The sequence below is a fragment of the Pelotomaculum sp. PtaB.Bin117 genome, from assembly GCF_002067195.1.
GTDB classification, from domain to species: Bacteria; Bacillota; Desulfotomaculia; order Desulfotomaculales; family Pelotomaculaceae; genus Pelotomaculum_D; species Pelotomaculum_D terephthalicicum.
This window is the reverse complement of the sequence record NZ_MVQM01000168.1, coordinates 91,545-108,620: the sequence shown is the minus strand read 5'-3', so window position 1 is coordinate 108,620 and position 17,076 is coordinate 91,545. Positions and strand designations below refer to the sequence as shown.

18 protein-coding genes and 1 pseudogene are annotated in these 17,076 nt (G+C 48.4%); 15 read left to right on the top strand and 4 right to left on the bottom strand.

Annotation, left to right across the window (positions count from 1 at the left end; all coding sequences use genetic code 11):
- Both A4E54_RS13730 and A4E54_RS13725 read left to right on the top strand, forming a co-directional pair.
- The coding region (locus tag A4E54_RS13730) for a hypothetical protein (RefSeq protein ID WP_286726430.1) at positions 1-193 on the top strand (193 nt) is incomplete at its 5' end.
- A complete protein-coding gene (locus A4E54_RS13725) occupies positions 193-1,362 on the top strand; it encodes an RHS repeat-associated core domain-containing protein (RefSeq protein ID WP_286726429.1) in 1,170 nt (389 codons plus the stop codon). The genes A4E54_RS13730 and A4E54_RS13725, both read left to right, overlap by 1 nt.
- Before the next feature lie 151 nt (positions 1,363-1,513).
- On the opposite strand, the pseudogene A4E54_RS13720 reads toward A4E54_RS13725, so the two are convergent.
- A pseudogene (locus A4E54_RS13720) lies at positions 1,514-2,767 on the bottom strand (IS110 family RNA-guided transposase).
- Positions 2,768-3,152: 385 nt separating this feature from the next.
- Here A4E54_RS13720 and A4E54_RS13715 point away from each other — a divergent pair.
- Positions 3,153-3,440, top strand: coding sequence for a hypothetical protein (locus tag A4E54_RS13715; protein WP_240084062.1), 288 nt, complete (start codon positions 3,153-3,155; stop codon positions 3,438-3,440).
- Positions 3,441-3,876: 436 nt separating this feature from the next.
- On the opposite strand, the gene A4E54_RS13710 is transcribed toward A4E54_RS13715, so the two are convergent.
- The 3 genes from A4E54_RS13710 to A4E54_RS13700 form a co-directional block, all read right to left on the bottom strand.
- On the bottom strand, positions 3,877-5,229 hold the full coding sequence (locus A4E54_RS13710) for a sensor histidine kinase (protein WP_286726428.1): 1,353 nt from the start codon (positions 5,227-5,229) through the stop codon (positions 3,877-3,879).
- Positions 5,230-5,237: 8 nt separating this feature from the next.
- Positions 5,238-5,918, bottom strand: a complete 681-nt coding sequence (locus tag A4E54_RS13705) for a response regulator transcription factor (protein ID WP_240084064.1) — start codon at positions 5,916-5,918, stop codon at positions 5,238-5,240.
- A 161-nt stretch (positions 5,919-6,079) separates the two neighbouring features.
- A complete protein-coding gene (locus A4E54_RS13700; protein ID WP_240084065.1) occupies positions 6,080-6,688 on the bottom strand; it encodes a sialidase family protein in 609 nt (202 codons plus the stop codon).
- Positions 6,689-6,983: 295 nt separating this feature from the next.
- On the opposite strand from A4E54_RS13700, the gene A4E54_RS13695 reads away from it, so the two are divergent.
- From A4E54_RS13695 to A4E54_RS13640, 12 genes are all read left to right on the top strand, one after another.
- Positions 6,984-8,180, top strand: a complete 1,197-nt coding sequence (locus A4E54_RS13695; protein WP_286726426.1) for a D-alanyl-D-alanine carboxypeptidase family protein — start codon at positions 6,984-6,986, stop codon at positions 8,178-8,180.
- Positions 8,181-8,365: 185 nt separating this feature from the next.
- A complete protein-coding gene (gene spoIIAA, locus A4E54_RS13690; protein WP_240084066.1) occupies positions 8,366-8,698 on the top strand; it encodes an anti-sigma F factor antagonist in 333 nt (110 codons plus the stop codon).
- Positions 8,699-8,709: 11 nt separating this feature from the next.
- Entirely contained in the window at positions 8,710-9,159 is a 450-nt protein-coding gene (gene spoIIAB, locus A4E54_RS13685) for an anti-sigma F factor (RefSeq protein ID WP_240084067.1), read from the top strand.
- Between the two features lie 15 nt (positions 9,160-9,174).
- Positions 9,175-9,951 carry an RNA polymerase sporulation sigma factor SigF gene (sigF, locus tag A4E54_RS13680; RefSeq protein ID WP_240084068.1) on the top strand — a complete coding sequence of 259 codons (777 nt, stop codon included), beginning with the start codon at positions 9,175-9,177 and terminating at the stop codon, positions 9,949-9,951.
- A gap of 69 nt (positions 9,952-10,020) precedes the next feature.
- A complete protein-coding gene (locus A4E54_RS13675; RefSeq protein WP_240084069.1) occupies positions 10,021-10,215 on the top strand; it encodes a dodecin family protein in 195 nt (64 codons plus the stop codon).
- A 106-nt stretch (positions 10,216-10,321) separates the two neighbouring features.
- Positions 10,322-10,780 carry a stage V sporulation protein AC gene (spoVAC, locus tag A4E54_RS13670; RefSeq protein WP_240084070.1) on the top strand — a complete coding sequence of 153 codons (459 nt, stop codon included), beginning with the start codon at positions 10,322-10,324 and terminating at the stop codon, positions 10,778-10,780.
- Positions 10,781-10,946: 166 nt separating this feature from the next.
- Complete coding sequence (gene spoVAD / locus A4E54_RS13665; RefSeq protein WP_286726425.1) at positions 10,947-11,960, top strand: stage V sporulation protein AD; 1,014 nt, start codon at positions 10,947-10,949, stop codon at positions 11,958-11,960.
- Between the two features lie 12 nt (positions 11,961-11,972).
- Positions 11,973-12,329: a stage V sporulation protein AE gene (spoVAE, locus tag A4E54_RS13660; protein ID WP_240084072.1), complete on the top strand. Its 357-nt coding sequence runs from the start codon at positions 11,973-11,975 to the stop codon at positions 12,327-12,329.
- A 28-nt stretch (positions 12,330-12,357) separates the two neighbouring features.
- Entirely contained in the window at positions 12,358-13,335 is a 978-nt protein-coding gene (locus A4E54_RS13655; protein ID WP_286726424.1) for an acyl-CoA dehydratase activase-related protein, read from the top strand.
- A 14-nt stretch (positions 13,336-13,349) separates the two neighbouring features.
- On the top strand, positions 13,350-14,450 hold the full coding sequence (locus A4E54_RS13650; RefSeq protein WP_286726422.1) for an acyl-CoA dehydratase activase-related protein: 1,101 nt from the start codon (positions 13,350-13,352) through the stop codon (positions 14,448-14,450).
- Entirely contained in the window at positions 14,447-15,424 is a 978-nt protein-coding gene (locus A4E54_RS13645; RefSeq protein WP_240084074.1) for an acyl-CoA dehydratase activase, read from the top strand. The genes A4E54_RS13650 and A4E54_RS13645 overlap by 4 nt, the downstream gene beginning before the upstream one ends.
- Before the next feature lie 215 nt (positions 15,425-15,639).
- Positions 15,640-16,995 (top strand): TrpB-like pyridoxal phosphate-dependent enzyme, encoded by a 1,356-nt coding sequence (locus tag A4E54_RS13640; RefSeq protein WP_240084075.1) that lies wholly within the window; start codon positions 15,640-15,642, stop codon positions 16,993-16,995.
- The last annotated feature ends 81 nt before the right edge of the window (positions 16,996-17,076 follow it).

Below are 17,076 nucleotides of genomic sequence, written 5' to 3'. Positions count from 1 at the left end.
CGTATACTCCGTAGACTACGAATACGACCAGGCCGGAAATATAACAGCGTTAACCTACCCCGGCGGCCTGCGGGTAAGCTACACATATAACAGCCTGAACCTGCCCGTATCGGTATCCGACTCGGTCTATTCGGCAAGCATATCCTACGACGAAGCAGGCAACAGGCTTCAGGAAATCTGCCCAATGGCATAATGGTAAACTACGGTTACGACCTTAGCGGTCGCCTGACAGTGCTGGAGCACGTTTACGGTCAGAGCGCCATCGCCAGGGCGGCCTATACACTGGACAACGTGGGTAACAGGCTGAGCGTGACCGACGAACAAGGCAACACCACCCAATACACCTATGAAGATCTTTATCAACTAACCAGGGTAGAATATCCCGACGACCAGACAGTGAATTACACATACGATCCGGCAGGCAACAGAACAAGCGCGAACGGTGTTACCTATACCTATGATAACGCCAACCGCCTGATCCAAGCAGGTGCCAATACCTATGGTTACGACCTTAACGGCAACCTGACATCAGTCAGTGATGCCACCTACAACAATTGCAGTTATAATTACGACTACGAAAACCGGCTGATCAACTTCTCCGACGGAACCCGAACCATCCAGTACACCTACGACGGCGACGGTAACCGTCTCAGTCAGAGCGTATCAGGTTCAGTCTACGGCTCAGACGAATATAGTTATATTTACGATATCAACACAGGAATACCGCGCCTGCTCGTAGAAAAGGATGATACGGGAAATACAAATAATTATACCTACGCTGGCAGGCTTCTGAGCAGGATTGACCCCGCAGGTATCGCATATTACCACCAGGATGGGCTAGGCAGCATTTCGGTAATAACCGATGTTTACGGCAACCCCCTCAACCGTTACACATACGATGCTTTCGGTAGTCCGCGTTCGGTTTCGGAGAGTGTTTACAACCCGTTCCGTTTCGCCGGGGAGCCTTACGATGCAAACGGTCTGATTTACTTACGTGCAAGATACTATGACCCGATAACCGGCAGGTTCTTAAGTCAAGATACGTTCAACGGGAATCTTAACGACCCGCTGTCGCAGAATAGGTATGTTTACTGTGGGAATAACCCGGTGCTGTATGTTGATCCCTCAGGGCGAGTTGTCGTATGTGTTGGTTTAGTGGCAGCTCCAGAAGCAACTGCTGCTGCGGCAGCTGTTGGCGCAGCGGCTGTGGCAGCTACTGTGGAGCTTGCAAATGAAGCCAAGGAAGCTTGGGACCGCTATTGGGCTGAAGAGGAAGTATTTAGGAATAAACTCAAAGATATGAGAATAACCCTGAAAACTGGGAAGAGACAGGATATTCCAGTGAACCTGCAACAGGGTTAAGAAATAGAGGTGGTGAAAGTATCGAAGAAGAATTCACCAATAAGTATACGGGGGAAAAAGTTTGAAACGAACACCTAACGGAAGCGGATAATGGGCGCAAAAAAGTGCCGTAATCCAATTACGGTACATTGAAAAAGAAAATATAATCGGACTAAGAAGCGATAACGCCATCGGAATCTACGACCAGAAAGCCGTGACGTCGAACAAAAGCGACGGCCTGCTCAACGGTAAAAGCCCGGGTAGCAGGAATGGACACCACCTTTCTATAGAGATTGGGGTTGTAGGCTTCGGAATTTTTGAGGATGGCGTAGATCGCGGTCAACAACATCCTGCAAATGGCAATGATGGCTTTCTTGTGCCCACGACGCTTTTTGAGCGCAAGATAACGACTTTTGATTTCAGGGTGCTTGTCTGAATTGCAGACGGTAAGAGCGCACTGAACCAAAAGCGGCTTGATGTAAGCTCCGGCACGGCTGATACGGGTAGTCTTTTTCTTGCCGGCACTCTCGTTGTTTTGCGGTGTAAGTCCCGCCCAAGAGCAAAGGTGCTTGGCCGTAGGGAACACGGACATATCCACGCCGATTTCCGAAATAATAGCGATGGAGGAAAACAGTTGGATACCCGGTACGGTCATGACCAGCTCAAATTGAGAACGAAACTGCTCGGCAAGGGAGAGGATGGCAGATTCAAGATTGGCCTTGCAGAGCTAAAGACTATCCATGTGGGAATGGATAATCTTTAGCTTTTCAGCCTGCTCGGAGCACATCAAGCCGTCAACAGCAGCTTGGACCTTGTCCGGTGATGCTTTGCAGCGACGATGAATAAACGGAGCAACGTCAAAGTCCCCATCGGGATGCGCAAGCAACTGTTCAGTAATAGCGGAAGCACTTTTACCAAAAACATCAGAAAAGACATCATCCAATTTGATATTGGAAACGGTAAGGCAATTTTGAGCGCGGTTCTTCTCTCCGACAGAGAAGCTAGTCAACTTGACACGGTAGCGCATGAAGTCGCGGAGTTGCCGGATGGCAAAGGGTGGGATAAAGCTGCCGGAGACCAAATCGTGCTTGAAGATATCGGCGATCCATTTGGCATCTTTGGTGTCGGTTTTCTTGCCGCGGATGGCTTTGACGTATTTGGGATGAGCGAGAACCACCTTACAGGTGGATTCGAGCATGTTGTAGACGGGTATCCAGTATTTGCCCGTAGACTCCATACAAACATCCCGGCATCCGTGCTCCGCAAGCCATTGGGCAAGCAGGCGGAGGTCACCGGTGAAAGTAGAGAACCGGCGCCGTTGGTAAGTCGTAACGCCCTTGTCGTCGGTTGCCGCGATACAAGCTACGACGAAGGACTTGTGGACGTCGATGCCACAGCAGACTGGATAAACGATTTTGAGTGCCATATTCGACCTCCTCGTAAAAGAATACGAGGATACCGACAGGGACTGACCGCTCACACAAAAAACGAGTAGCGTCTTTACAAAGATAAGTTTACGGGCTCAATGTCCCACTTATTTGTGCTTCACTGAGCGGCCGGCACACATAATTATTCGGTCAGCGAAACGCTGGGCCCACTCCCCTCCACGTGCTCTGTAGTGTGCCGGCATCCTCGCTGATATTGTACAACAAACTTCGCGTGAGGGCCGACGGTTTCATTCCGTTTTGTGCCTTTCGCAGAAAGGAATGGTCATAATTATGGAAACATACTTTGAAAAATCGTAATGGTGAGATTATTGATCAACACTATCGCCCTTATCCAAAACAGTAGTAATAAAGGGAGAATATTAATTGGAAAAACAAATGAATTTGCGTCAGAGTATACTTGATGCATTAGTTGATGATTCAGAAAGCATAGTTCAAATTAAGAATTACTTAAAATACTATAGAGTATCGCATACAGATGAAGCTTTAAGAGAAACAATACTTGAACTCCTAAATGAATCAGTAATTAAAATAAAATACCCTCCTAATAGTAGTATAATTGATATCGTCAATGCTGATAGCCTTATAATTAGAGATTACTGGTTTAAATTAACTGAAAAAGGTTACGAGGAATGGAATAATATTCAACTCTAATATGAAACACAGGCCTATAATGAGTAGTGTTTTACGGGTGTCGCGGGGACGGTTATATTGACAGATCCAGACCGGACGCTCCAAAAGTTTACCGTACTCCGATGGTAAAACAATCCAATACGATACACCTACGACAAGCTTAGGAGAAAACTAACACATACCCGGTTAGGAAATACTACCGATTATACCTATCATAGCATATATTTTTTTGAGGAGTATTCTGCTTGAGCAGGATATTTCGGCTTACTGTAAAAAACTGGTAATGGTAAAATTTAATTAGTTAATTGTAGAGACATTTAATTATTTTAAATCTTCCACATATTGGTTTATATCCTTTGATCATAATATTGTATATTCCGACATCTTGTTCCATTAATCCTGCTATCAGTTAAATATTTAGACAGGCTGCTAGGGAGCCTGATGATTATTTCGTACATTACAGTCCAAGTGTAAAAGTAAAAGTCGTGCATTCATTTTCCACACTTGTGACATTTATTTTGCCGCCCAATCTGTCTATAATTGTCTTTGCAATTGACAACCCTAAACCATAACCGCCGGTTTCCTGCGTTCTGGAGGGATCGGCCCGGTAGAACCTGTCAAAAACTTTTGGCAAATCTTGTTTTGCTATTCCTTTTCCACTGTTCTTTATAGAATATATAATTTTGTTTTTTGCTTTTTTTAGTAATATATCAATTTGTCCGTTATTATTTGTATATTTTACAGCGTTATCAAATAAAATCGTGACAACTTGTTTAACTCTTTCCGGATCGCCTTTTATAATTATGTCTGGCTCTATCGCATGACGGAGCTTAATGCCTTTTTCTATCACCAAAGCTTCCATCGACAATATCACATCATTAATAGCGTTGCTAATATTAAACGGCCTTTTTTGTGCTTTTAAATTTACATCCTCTATTTTAGCTAAAGATAAAAGGTCGTTAATAAGTTTTGCCATCCTGTCACTGCCGATTCTTATATAATCAAGCCACTTTATTTGACTTTTAATGCTTTCATTCTGATTTGCCAAAAGCGCATCATAGTTGGCGTTGATAATTGTAAGCGGTGTTTTCAATTCGTGAGATGCGTCAGCAACAAATTGTTTCTGTTTTTCCCATGTTTCTGCTATCGGTTTAATTGCCCGGTTGGCAAAGTAAAGGCTAATGATAAAAATAACAAAAAGCATTATTAAGCCCACTAAAAGTAAAGTGGTCAGCAGTGCCAGCAACGTATTTTTTGATTCCGTGACATCTAAAAATGTAATCTGATACTTGCCTTCGATGGAGGTATATGGTTGTCCGCTGATAATAACATGCATGAGTATTGGGGTTATAGTATACTGCCATTGTTTCCCTTCCAGTGTTATTGTGGAATTGTTTTTTTTGTCGCTCCAGGCAGTCTCGGCAGCTTTATAATAAGCTTCGTCAGGCAAAGCAATAAAAGAGTTGATTCCCCAAATTCTGCCATCCGCGTCTACTTCAATATTAAATGAAAGAGAATCACCTAAAGAAAAATTTGCGAGGGTGGAGAAGGTTTCTTTTTCCTTATCAGCAGGCAAGCCGACTCCTGTTATTGCTATCGGCTTATCAGATGGTGATGCGTCCAATTTATTTTGTTCTTCCGAATGTATGGTTATTTGCTTGCCGGATGACAGTGAATTCAGTTTTTTCAGATTCTCCGAGTGTATGTTGTTATAGGTAATGAAATAAATGATTGCAAACGCGGCAACCATCACAACCGAAGTAATTGACATATTCAGTATGAGAAATTTGTTGCGCAGTTTTGTGAACATTCTATTTCCTATCCTTTTAACGTTTGTAAGACATATCCTGCGCCCCGTATGGTGCGAATGAAAACATCAGATTCCAAGTGTGTTAATTTCTTTCTTAAAAGGGATATATATGTTTCCACATGGTTATCCTCGGCGCTGGTATCAAAACCCCAAAGTTTTTCAATAATAATCTCTTTGGAAATAATAGTGCTATTTCTTTTTATAAGCAATTCCAGTAATTGGGATTCTTTTAGAGTCAGTATAATCTCCTTGTTTCCACAGCCAAGCAGCAAGGTAAGCGGATTCAGCTCAATATCTCCGTATTTAAGCTTGCCGTCATTGATTAGTTCTGTTTTTCTGCGCCCCAATGCGCGCAAACGAGCTAACAGCTCGTCAGTGTGGAATGGTTTTGCCAAATAATCATCAGCGCCGCTGTCAAGGCCGCGTACCTTGTCCTCGGTTTCACCTCTTGCCGTCAACAGAATAACAGGTGTTTCAATGCCGTTTCGACGCAATTCTTTGAGTACGCTTATGCCGTCCATTTTGGGAAGCATGATATCAAGGATGATGATATCATAAATATTGGAATTCCCGCAATCCAATCCGTATTCTCCATCATAGGCCAAGTCAACGCTGTAATGATTCTTCTTTAAGACTTGAGCGATGGCCTCAGCCATATACTTCTCATCTTCCACCATTAAAATCCTCATTTCTATCCCTACTTCGTCATTAAATTAAAATATAAAAATAAGATGCATCCGCAACATAGGAACTGATAACGGCTCCTATGCTGTGGATGCTTTTCCGTTTATTCTATGCAAAGCGACAGCATCCGTCGTTTTGCGCTGATTAGTTCCCGTAAAATTACCGATCAGTTAGCATTTTCAGACGTAACAACCTTCATCATTCTGACTTTGCCGCCTTCGGTCACTGTTGCGCCTTCAGGCACCTCTTCACTCCAGGTCTTGCCGCCGTCCGTGGAGAAGCTTCTAACGCCGTTTTCCACTTTGCACAGCAAGCTTTTCCCCTCAGCATCTTTCGGCGAAAGAGTCGGGAGGCCGTTAAAAACAGTAAATTTACCGTCTTCGGATTCGCTGACCGTTACACCGTCGGGAGCTTTTTTACTCCAGGTTTTGCCGCCGTCCGTGGAGAAGCTTCTAAGGCCGTTTTCCACTTTGCACAGCAAGCTTTTCCCCTCAGCATCTTTCGGCGAAAGGGTTGGGAGGCCGTTAAAGACAGTAAATTTACTGTCTTCGGATTCGCTGACCGTTACACCGTCGGGAGCTTTTTCACTCCAGGTTTTCCCATCGTCCGTGGAGTAGCTTGCAATACCGCCTTGAATTTTATACAGCATGGAAGTGTCAGGGTTTGCCGCTAAAGCCGCCCCGGCGCCTGCTGTGGTAATAAGCGCTCCGCAAAGAAGAGCAACGGCCGCTTTCTTTTTTGTTGCCTCCATGATTGATAAAATTTTGCTTTTCATAGCGTAATACCTCCAAGAATTTTTTGTAAGCAGCTGCCTTACATTTACCATCATAAACCCATAACCTTTAGCGAACCTTTAATAAAAATTAAATTGAAAATTTTTATATCCGTATACTTCGTTTTCGAGTAAAAGTAATATTTTGTGAGTTCAGTTTCTAATATCTGGAGTTTAGTTCTAATATCTGCAAAAAATGGTTTTATCACAGCCGTATAACTTTAAGACGGAGTATCATAATACAAAGTAACCTGCTAATAAAGCGTATTTGTAAAATAATTTGAAAGAAATGGGGGTCATGGTAATCTTGCGGAAAAAAGCCCTGATACTTTTAATGGTCTTTGTATTAATTGCCGGTCTGCCGGCTGGTCAAATTGAGGGAGCGGCTTCCGGATATGTGGGAGTAGAAAAAACAGAATTGGAGGCTGCCGCGCCTGCCGTTCCGGAAACGACTGCCGTGGCGGCGGTGCTTTTGGAGCCTACGAGTAATAAGATTATTTATGAAAAAGAGCTGAATGAGCAGTTGCCGATGGCCAGTGTCACAAAATTAATGACGCTGCTGCTGGCGGTGGAAGCAGTGGAGCAGGGCAAGTTCAAGCTCGACGATAAAGTTGTCACCAGTGAAAACGCGTGGGAAATGGGCGGTTCGCAGGTCTATCTGGAACCCGGTGAGGAAATGAGCCTCTGGGAAATGCTCATGGCAATAGGCTTGCAGTCGGCGAATGACAGCAGTGTGGCTGTCGCGGAGCATATAGCCGGCAGTGAAGAGGCTTTTGTGCAGGCCATGAACGACAAAGCAAAAGAGCTGGGCTTGGTGAACACCAATTTTGTCAACTGTCATGGCCTGACTGCTGACAACCATTACACCAGCGCCTATGATATGGCTGTCATATTGAAGGAAGGATTGAAGTACCCGTTATTCCGGAAGATAACTTCCATGAAAGAATCGGAATTAAGGGGCGGGGCGTTCAAGCTTTGGAATACGAACAAGCTCTTATGGTGGTACGATGGAGCGGACGCCGGCAAAACCGGCTGGACGGAAGCGGCAAAGTACTGCTTGGCCTCGTCGGCCGAAAGGGACGGTTTGCGGATAATCTGCGTAGTATTGGGCACGTCTGAGCCGGGAAGTCATTTCCGGGAGTCGACAAAACTGCTGGATTACGGTTTCGCCAGGTATAAAGCGGTAAATTTTGCCGAACAGGGCGCCAGTGTGGGCGCTATAAAAGTAGGCAAGGGGCAAGCGGACCGGGTGGAGGCTCAAACTGCTGAAAAGGTTAGCGTGGTGGCTCTAAAGGGAGAGGAAAAGGGCTTTGAATCACGGGTTGAACTGGCGGACCACCTGGACGCTCCCGTGCGAAAGGGACAGGTAGTGGGAGCTTACGTTGTTACCAAAGGCGGCCAGGAGGTCAAGCGGGTTAATCTGGTGGCTGGCGACGATGTTCTGAAAACAACCGTGTTCGAACAGGTGAAACGTGTTATCGATCACGTATTCTGATATAAAAAAAATAAATAGCGGAAATAATATGCATCTATTTGGCGCGGATTGACTCCGGGCCTTTTTTATCTGTTGACACGCCTTGCCTTTTTAAAATATATTTGGTAAGATTTAGCAGTAAGGCATATATTAATTGGGGGCTTGCGTCAAGTCGTAAATTTATAGAAAAGGTGGTGCCTGTACGCTTGGAGCTTGAGCAAATACAAGATACATTGATTGCCCGGCTGAGCGGGGATCTTGACCTGGGTGTGGCCGATCATTTGCGGAACACTTTAGATGAAGCCCTTGACAATCAACCGGTTAGAAACATTATTCTAAATCTGGCGGGAGCGTCATTTATTGATAGTTCGGTCTTGGGGGTGCTGCTGGGAAGGTATAAGCGGGTTAGCAGAATAGGCGGCAGGGTTTGTATTGTTGAGCCTCAGCCGCAAGTGCGCAGGATCCTGGAACTATCGGGTTTGCTCCGGATTATGGACGAATTCCCCGGCGAAGCCGCCGCGTTGGAGAATATCGGTTAGGGGGTATTGTTTTGCGCTTGATTAATCAAATGAAATTGGAATTTCTAAGCATTCCCGCCAATGTGGCTTTTGCCCGCGTGTCTGTCGCCGCTTTTGCTTCGCAAATCGAATGTACTCTGTCCGACCTGGAAGAAATCAAGGTAGCGGTGTCCGAAGCGGTAGAGAATTCCATTATCCACGGTTATGAAAATGCCGCGGACCGCTTGGTGAGGATATACGCCGCGTTAACGGCGGACACCGTTGAGATCAGGGTTGAGGATGACGGCAAGGGCATTGAAGATATCGACGATGCTCTGCAGCCTACTTTTTCCACCGACGCTGAACGTTTGGGGCTGGGTTTCGTATTTATCAATTCGTTTATGGATAATTTCAAGGTGGAATCAACTCCTGGTCACGGTACTGTGGTAACAATGAACAAAAGAGTTGGTTCCGGAGTGGCTCGGATAAGCCCGGAGCAATAGGCAGGAGATGAAGAAATGAGTGGCAGGCTGGTTGAAATGAACCTGCCCCGCTTTCCGTTGCTGAAAGATCAGGAAATGAAAGAGTTGCTTGGCAAGGCAAAGGCGGGTGACGGTTACGCCAGGGACAGGCTGATCAATTGCAACCTGAAGCTGGTATTTAACCTGGTCAAGCGTTTTCAGAACCGTGGCTACGAGCTGGAGGACCTCTTTCAAATCGGTTGCATCGGGTTGATTAAAGCGATAGATAAATTTGACCCCAGTTATGAGGTTAAATTTTCAACATATGCCGTACCGATGATTATCGGTGAGATCAGAAGATTCTTAAGGGATGACAATCCGGTTAAAGTCAGCCGTTCGGTAAAGGAAATCGCTTACAAGATCCAGCAAGTCAGGGACATCCTCACCGCGAAGCTGAGCCGCGAGCCGTCAGTGGGAGAAATAGCCGCGGACATGGGGTTGTCCAGGGAAGAAGTCGTCAACGCGCTTGAAGCGGCTCAAGCCCCGACGTCAATTTATGAGACTCTGCACCAGGATGACGGCGATCCGATCTATCTGCTGGACCAGCTAAAAGGCAAGGAAGACGGAGAAACGCCCTGGCTGGAAAGAATATCCATGAAAGAACTTTTAAACAACCTTCCTGAACGGGACAGGCAGATTATCGCCTGGCGGTTTTTTGAGGATAAAACTCAGTCGGATATCGCGCAAAAACTGGGATTATCGCAAGTGCAGGTGTCGCGCCTGGAAAGACAGGCCTTAAAGAAACTTAAAGAATTGATGGAAAAGAGTGGCTGAGCAAACGTATAAAAAATAGTATTGCTGGTATAATACAATTGCTTTGAAAAATTAAAGGAGGGATGATGGTTGCACGTCAAAGTGTCTGAAATAGTGGGTGAATCTCCCGATAGCTGGAAGGGCGCCGTGCAGTCAGCCATTACGGAGGCCTCGCGGTACGGGAAGAACATCGTAGGCGTGGAAGTTGTCAATTTTACTGCCAATGTGGAAAACGGGCAGTTGGTGGAATACAAAGCCAACGTGAAAATTGCCCATACCGACTAAAACAGCGGGTATATCGCAGTATCTCCGGGCTGCTGACTAGAAAGTCAGCAGCTTTTTTGTATAAGGAAGATTTGAGTTGGTAAATATAAATTACGGGGTGACAAAAATGCCGGATAATTCAATGCCACTAATCAAACAAAAACAACGCTACATGGAAATGGTTAAAGAAAGCACGCCGAAGCCCAGGGTTCTAAGAAATGTTTTTTGGGCTTTTGTGGTAGGCGGTTTGATTTGTTTGGTAGGTCAGTTCATTCTCAGCTTTTTCCTGGCCAGGGGGTTGAGCTTTAATGAGGCGGGCGCGGCAACTTCCACCACGTTGGTCTTTCTGGCGGCGTTTCTTACCGGTATAGGTCTGTACGACGAAGTCAGCAGGTTTGGCGGGGCCGGCGGCATTGTCCCAATTACAGGCTTCGCCAATTCAATGGTGGCTCCGGCGTTGGAGTACCGGGCGGAGGGGCTGGTTTTCGGCGTCGGGGCACGGCTTTTCACTATTGCCGGGCCGGTGCTGGTGTGGGGCATAGTTACAGCCTGGATAGCAGGACTGCTATATTATTTTTTTAGGTAGTCAGGAGTCAGGAGATAGAAGTCAGGAGTCAGGAGTCAGGAGTTGGAAGACGAAAGTTGGAAAACGGAGCCTGGGAGCAGGGAGGCCAAGAGTCAGAAGACTGGAGCCAGGAATCAAGAGACGGAATGAAAGCATGTAACATTGGTATTTCTTGAGAGGTGAGAATTTGGCAGCGCCTAAAAAAAACGGAATGCAAACCGTTTATTTCGAAAAACCGCCCGTCATTATCGCGTCTGCGTCAATTGTCGGATATCTGGAAGGCGAGGGACCGCTGGGGAAAACATTCGACCAGGTGGTTAATGATACTTACTACGGCGAAAAAACCTGGGAAAAGGCCGAGCAGCGGATGATGCTGGAGACTATGCAAAAAGCCCTGGAAAAGGCCGGCTTGCAGGTGAAAGATATTGATTATATGCTGGCCGGCGATTTGCTGAATCAAATTATCACGGCAAATTTCACCGCGAGAGTATTGGGCATACCTTTCTTGGGATTGTACGGCGCCTGCTCTACCATGTATGAAGGCATGGCGCTGGGAGCCATGCTGATAGAAGGCGGTTTTGCCGAAAAGGTGCTGGTCGGTTCTTCCAGCCATTACAGCACCGCCGAGAGGCAGTACCGCTATCCCACCGAAATGGGGAACCAGCGTCCCATGACCGCTCAATGGACAGTGACCGGAGCGGGCGCGGCCGTGCTGGCCCGGGAAGGAAGCGGGCCGGTGATTACCCACGCCACCATCGGCAAGGTTGTCGACTTGGGGCAGGGGGATGCGCAGAATATGGGCGCCGCCATGGCGCCGGCGGCGGCGGATACGATAACTTGCCATTTAAAGGATACCGCGCGGCAGCCTGATAATTACGATCTGATCATCACCGGCGACCTGGGCTCTTACGGCAAGAAGCTTGCTGAACAGCTGGTAACGCAGGACGGATATGATATTTCCGATCGGTATACTGACTGCGGCATTTTAATTTACAGCGCCGCGCAGGATGTCCACGCCGGGGGAAGCGGCTGCGGTTGTTCGGCGGTAGTCACCTGCGGCTATCTTATGGAAAGCCTCAAAACGGGGAAATATAAACGCCTGCTTGGCATCGGCACCGGCGCGCTGTTGAGTCCGTGCAGTGTTCAGCAAGGGGAAACTGTGCCGGGGATCGGGCATGCCGTTGTAATCGAAATGAGATAGGAGGCTTGCGAGATGCAATTTTTTTGGGCTTTTGTGATCGGGGGCGCGCTCTGCGTAATCGGACAGTTGCTGATGGATTTGACCAGCTATAAGTTCACGCCTGCCCATGTGCTGGTGACTTTTGTCAGCGCGGGCGCGATCATCAGCGCTATCGGCCTGTACCAGCCTTTAGTGAATCTGGCCGGGGCGGGGGCGACTGTTCCCTTGACCGGTTTTGGCCACCTGCTGGCCCAAGGAGCGTTGAACGGGGTTAAACAGCACGGGCTGCTGGGCGTATTCAGCGGCGGAGTGACCGCGGCGGCGGCGGGTATTACCGCGGCAGTGGTTTTTGGCTACCTGGCGGCGCTTACTTTCCGGCCGAGAGGGTAGCGCCCGGGTGAAAGGAGAGCGAAGGCAATTGAAGGTTGGTATTCCCAGAGCGCTTCTATACTACTATTATTACCCGATGTGGCGGACTTTCTTTGAAGAGTTGGGCGCCGAAGTGGTGCTTTCATCGCCGTCAACCAGGGTGACATTGGCCCAGGGGCTAAAACATGCCGTGGATGAGGTCTGCCTGCCGGTCAAGCTGTTCTTTGGCCATGTGCTGGACCTGGCCGGGAAGGTTGATTATATTTTTTTGCCCAGAATGGTGAGTGTGGAACACCATAAATATATCTGTCCAAAGTTTCTCGGCTTGCCCGACATGATTCGCCGGCTGGAAGGCCTGCCTGACTTGATTGGCGTTGACGTCAACCTGTACAGAAAAGACAGGGATTTATACACGGTGATAAACAATGTGGGCAGTCTCTTTACCGGCAATAAGTTAAAGATATTTAGAGCTTATCGCAGTTCAGTCAAAACCCTGCAGAAATATTACCGCTTGCTGCACCTCGGACTGATGCCTGCCGAGGCCTTAGCTGTCCTGGATAACAAGGTTGGTGATAAACCGCTGAATTATCCGTTTGAATTAAATGTGGCCGTAATCGGCCACCCGTATAACATCTATGATTCTTATATCAGCATGAATCTGACCGGACGGCTGAAAGAGATGGGCGCCGCTGTTTTTACCGCTGAGCACGTGCCGGAAAAAACCTTGAGGAGCAACGCGGCCCGGTTGCCGAAAAAATTATTCTGGAGTCTCGGTCAGCGGATGATCGGAGCCGCTTTTCACTACCTTGACCGCCCGGATATAAGCGGTTTGGTGCATGTGGCTGCTTTTGGGTGCGGGCCTGATTCCATGACCGGCGAGTTGATCGAGCGGCATGCGCGCGCCTTGCGCGCGCCTTTCTTGAATCTCACTCTTGATGAACATACCGGGGAAGCCGGTATTGTCACCAGGCTGGAAGCTTTTTTAGACATGGTGCGGTGGAAGAAAGCCGAAGCTGCCGGGATATGAAACGGAGGTAAACAATGCGCGCAACTTTTCCGCATATGGGCAACCTGTATATTCCTTTAAGGGCGATGCTGCAGTATCTGGACGTGGACGTGGTGGTGCCGCCGCCTTCCAGCAAAAGGACTTTAAACCTGGGGGTCAAGCACGGACCTGAATTTGCCTGCATGCCTTTAAAATTAAATTTGGGTAATTTTATCGAAGCCCGCGAAATGGGCGCCGACACTATTATTATGGCCGGCGGGTGCGGTCCGTGCCGCTTCGGATATTACGCCCAGATTGAGCACGCCATCTTGAAGGATATCGGATGTGACATGCAGTTAATTGTACTCGAACCGCCTGAAAAAAATATATCTGAATTAATTATTAAAATCAAGAAAATAACCGGGCGCCGGTCGTGGTGGCAGGTGATCCAGGCTATCCGGTTTGGCTACCAGAAAGCGCTGGCAGTGGACGAGCTGGAAAGAAAGGTGTTTCAGGTCCGGCCCAGGGAGGCAAGGGCGGGTGCCGGCGAGCGAGCTTTTAGTGAAGCATTAAAACTGATAGACAACGCCGCGTCGCCGGGTGAAATGGCAGAGGCCAGGAAAAAAGCCGGCGCGATCATGGCCGGAGTGGCGTGTAAACCCAGCGGACCGCTGGTCAGAATCGCTGTTATCGGTGAAATCTATACTTTGCTGGAGCCTTTTGCAAACAACCGGCTGGAACGGCACCTGGGACTGCTCGGAGCCGAAGTCGACCGTTCGCTCTATTTGAGTGAGTGGGTGAACGACCATCTGTTGTTCGGGCTGGTTAAGGGGCTTCGTTCCAGCAAAGAGACTTGCGCTTCAGCCAGCCCTTATCTGTGTCACTTTGTGGGCGGCCATGGCCAGGAGACGATAGGCAGTGCCGTGAACTATGCCCGGGCCGGATACGACGGGATAATCCAGGTGTACCCTTTTACCTGCATGCCGGAAATAGTGGCCCAAAGCATCCTGCCCGGCGTGGGTTCGGATTACGACATACCGATACTGACTTTGATTATGGACGAGCACACGGGGGAGGCCGGCTTGCAGACCAGGCTGGAAGCTTTTATTGATCTACTGGCAAGGAGAAAGGAAACCAGGGAGGTTATCTGTAAATGAAGGGATATCTTGGCATAGATGTTGGATCTGTCAGCACTAATCTGGTTTTTCTGAATGAAGGCGGTATAGTCCGTGAAGCAATCTATCTCAGAACACAGGGACAGCCAATCGCCACGGTGCAGAAAGGGTTAAAAGAATTAAACGGACGCCTGCCTGACGGCGTGAAGGTAAGGGGCGCGGGGGTAACAGGCAGCGGCAGGCATCTTACCGGGGTGCTTGTCGGCGCCGACACGGTGAAAAACGAGATAACCGCCCACGCCGTCGCGTCATTGTTGCTGGTGCCGGGAGTGCAGACAATTTTGGAAATAGGCGGGCAGGATTCAAAAATCATTATATTGCGCAACGGTGTGGTGACTGACTTTGCCATGAACACCGTTTGCGCCGCGGGTACAGGATCTTTCCTGGACCAGCAGGCTGCGCGGCTGAATATACCGATAGAGCAATTCGGGGAAATTGCTTTGCAGGCGGAGTCGCCGGTGCGGATTGCCGGGCGGTGCGCTGTCTTCGCGGAGTCGGATATGATTCACAAGCAGCAAATGGGATGCGGCCTGCCGGATATCCTGGCCGGCTTGTGCGAAGCGCTGGTGCGCAATTATCTGAACAATGTCGGCAAGGGCAAGGAAATCCTGGCCCCGGTGGTTTTTCAGGGCGGCGTGGCGGCCAACGTGGGGATGGCCAAAGCTTTTGAAAAAGCGCTGGAATTACCCGTTACAGTTCCTGCGCACTTTGACGTAATGGGAGCGGTGGGCGCCGCCCTGCTGGCCCGTGAAGCGGTGGCGCGGACCGGTGTGAGCAGGTTCAAAGGCTTCAGTGTGGCGGACTCGTTATTTAAGACAGGCAGTTTTGAATGTTCCGGATGCCCCAATATGTGTGAAGTGGTGGAAGTAGCTGAGCAGGGGAGCGTTATTGCCCGCTGGGGCGACCGCTGCGGCAAATGGAGCGAAGACGTCGGCAAAAAAGAAAAGATAAGCTAAAAATGACGAATAATCTTGCATGGCGAAAAACATTGAGCTAAAATATTTGTAACTAATCAGGAGTCAGGAGTCAGAAATCAGGAGTCAGAATGAGAAAATGATTTGTCTCTAAATGTGATGAATTTTGACTAATGAATTCTAAACACCTGAATGGTTTAGTTTTTGCATATGTTGATTCTTAATAAACCAGAGGAGAGAGGAGTTCTTTAGAGGAGATGAGTGAAACTAAAATTCTGCTCAGCGAAAAAGAAATGCCGACAAAGTGGTACAACATCCAGGCGGACATGCCTAATTTGCCAAAACCTGCTTTGAATCCTATGACCAAGCAGCCTGCCGGACCGGAAGACTTGTCCCCTATTTTCCCAATGGAGTTAATTAAGCAAGAAGTAAGTGGGGAGCGCTGGATTGAAATACCGGAAGAGGTGCGGGAAATCTACCGGCTCTGGCGGCCGTCTCCACTTTGCCGGGCGCGGCGGCTGGAAAAGGCTCTGGATACGCCGGCAAAGATTTATTATAAATACGAAGGCGTAAGTCCGGCCGGCAGCCATAAGCTCAACACTGCCGTTGCCCAGGCTTATTACAATAAGGCGGAAGGAATCAAACGGCTTTCCACTGAAACAGGGGCCGGCCAGTGGGGTATTGCCCTGTCCCAGGCCTGCAACTTCTTCGGCTTGGAATGTACTGTTTATATGGTGAAGGTTAGCTATCAGCAGAAGCCTTACCGCCGTTCCGTGATGGAGATTTTCGGCGCTAATTGCATTGCCAGCCCCAGCAATCAAACCAATTGCGGCAGGCAGATTTTAGAGAAAGATCCCGAATCCCTGGGCAGCCTGGGGATGGCTATCAGTGAGGCTGTGGAAGATGCGGCCGGCCGTAGCGATACAAATTACTCCCTGGGCAGTGTCTTAAACCACGTTTGCCTGCACCAGTCCATTATCGGCCTGGAGGCCAGGGAGCAACTCGCCAAGGCGGACGCTTATCCCGACGTGGTCATCGCCTGCTGTGGCGGCGGCAGCAACTTCGCGGGCATCGCTTTCCCGTTTGCCCACGATAAGATTGTCAATGGCGCCAAGGTACGGCTTGTGGCCGTTGAGCCGAGCGCCTGCCCCACTCTGACACGCGGACACTATGGCTATGATTTTGGAGACGTGGCCGGGTTTACCCCGCTTTTGTGGATGTATACGCTTGGCAAAGACTTCATGCCGCCGGGAATCCACTCGGGCGGCTTAAGGTACCATGGCGCATCAACGCTGGTCAGCCAGTGCATCCATGACGGAATAGCCGAGGCGTTTGCCTACGGACAAACGGATACATTTAAATCCGCCGTTCTCTTTGCCAAATGTGAAGGTGTCGTGCCGGCTCCTGAATCTTCCCACGCTATTCACCATGCCGTGGTGGAAGCTGTTGCTGCGAAGGAAGCAGGCGAAGCCAGGACGATACTATTTAACTTGAGCGGCCACGGACTGCTGGATTTGCCCTCTTACGACACATACCTGGCTGGAAAACTGGAAGACTACCCGTTACCGGAGGAAAGCCTGAAAAAAGCTTTGGAAAAGTTGCCAGAAGTATAAATATCAAGAGATGGTAATAATTTATTTTTGAAAAAAAGCGGCCTTCCCGTATTTAACCAGGGCCGCTTTTTCTTTTAATTA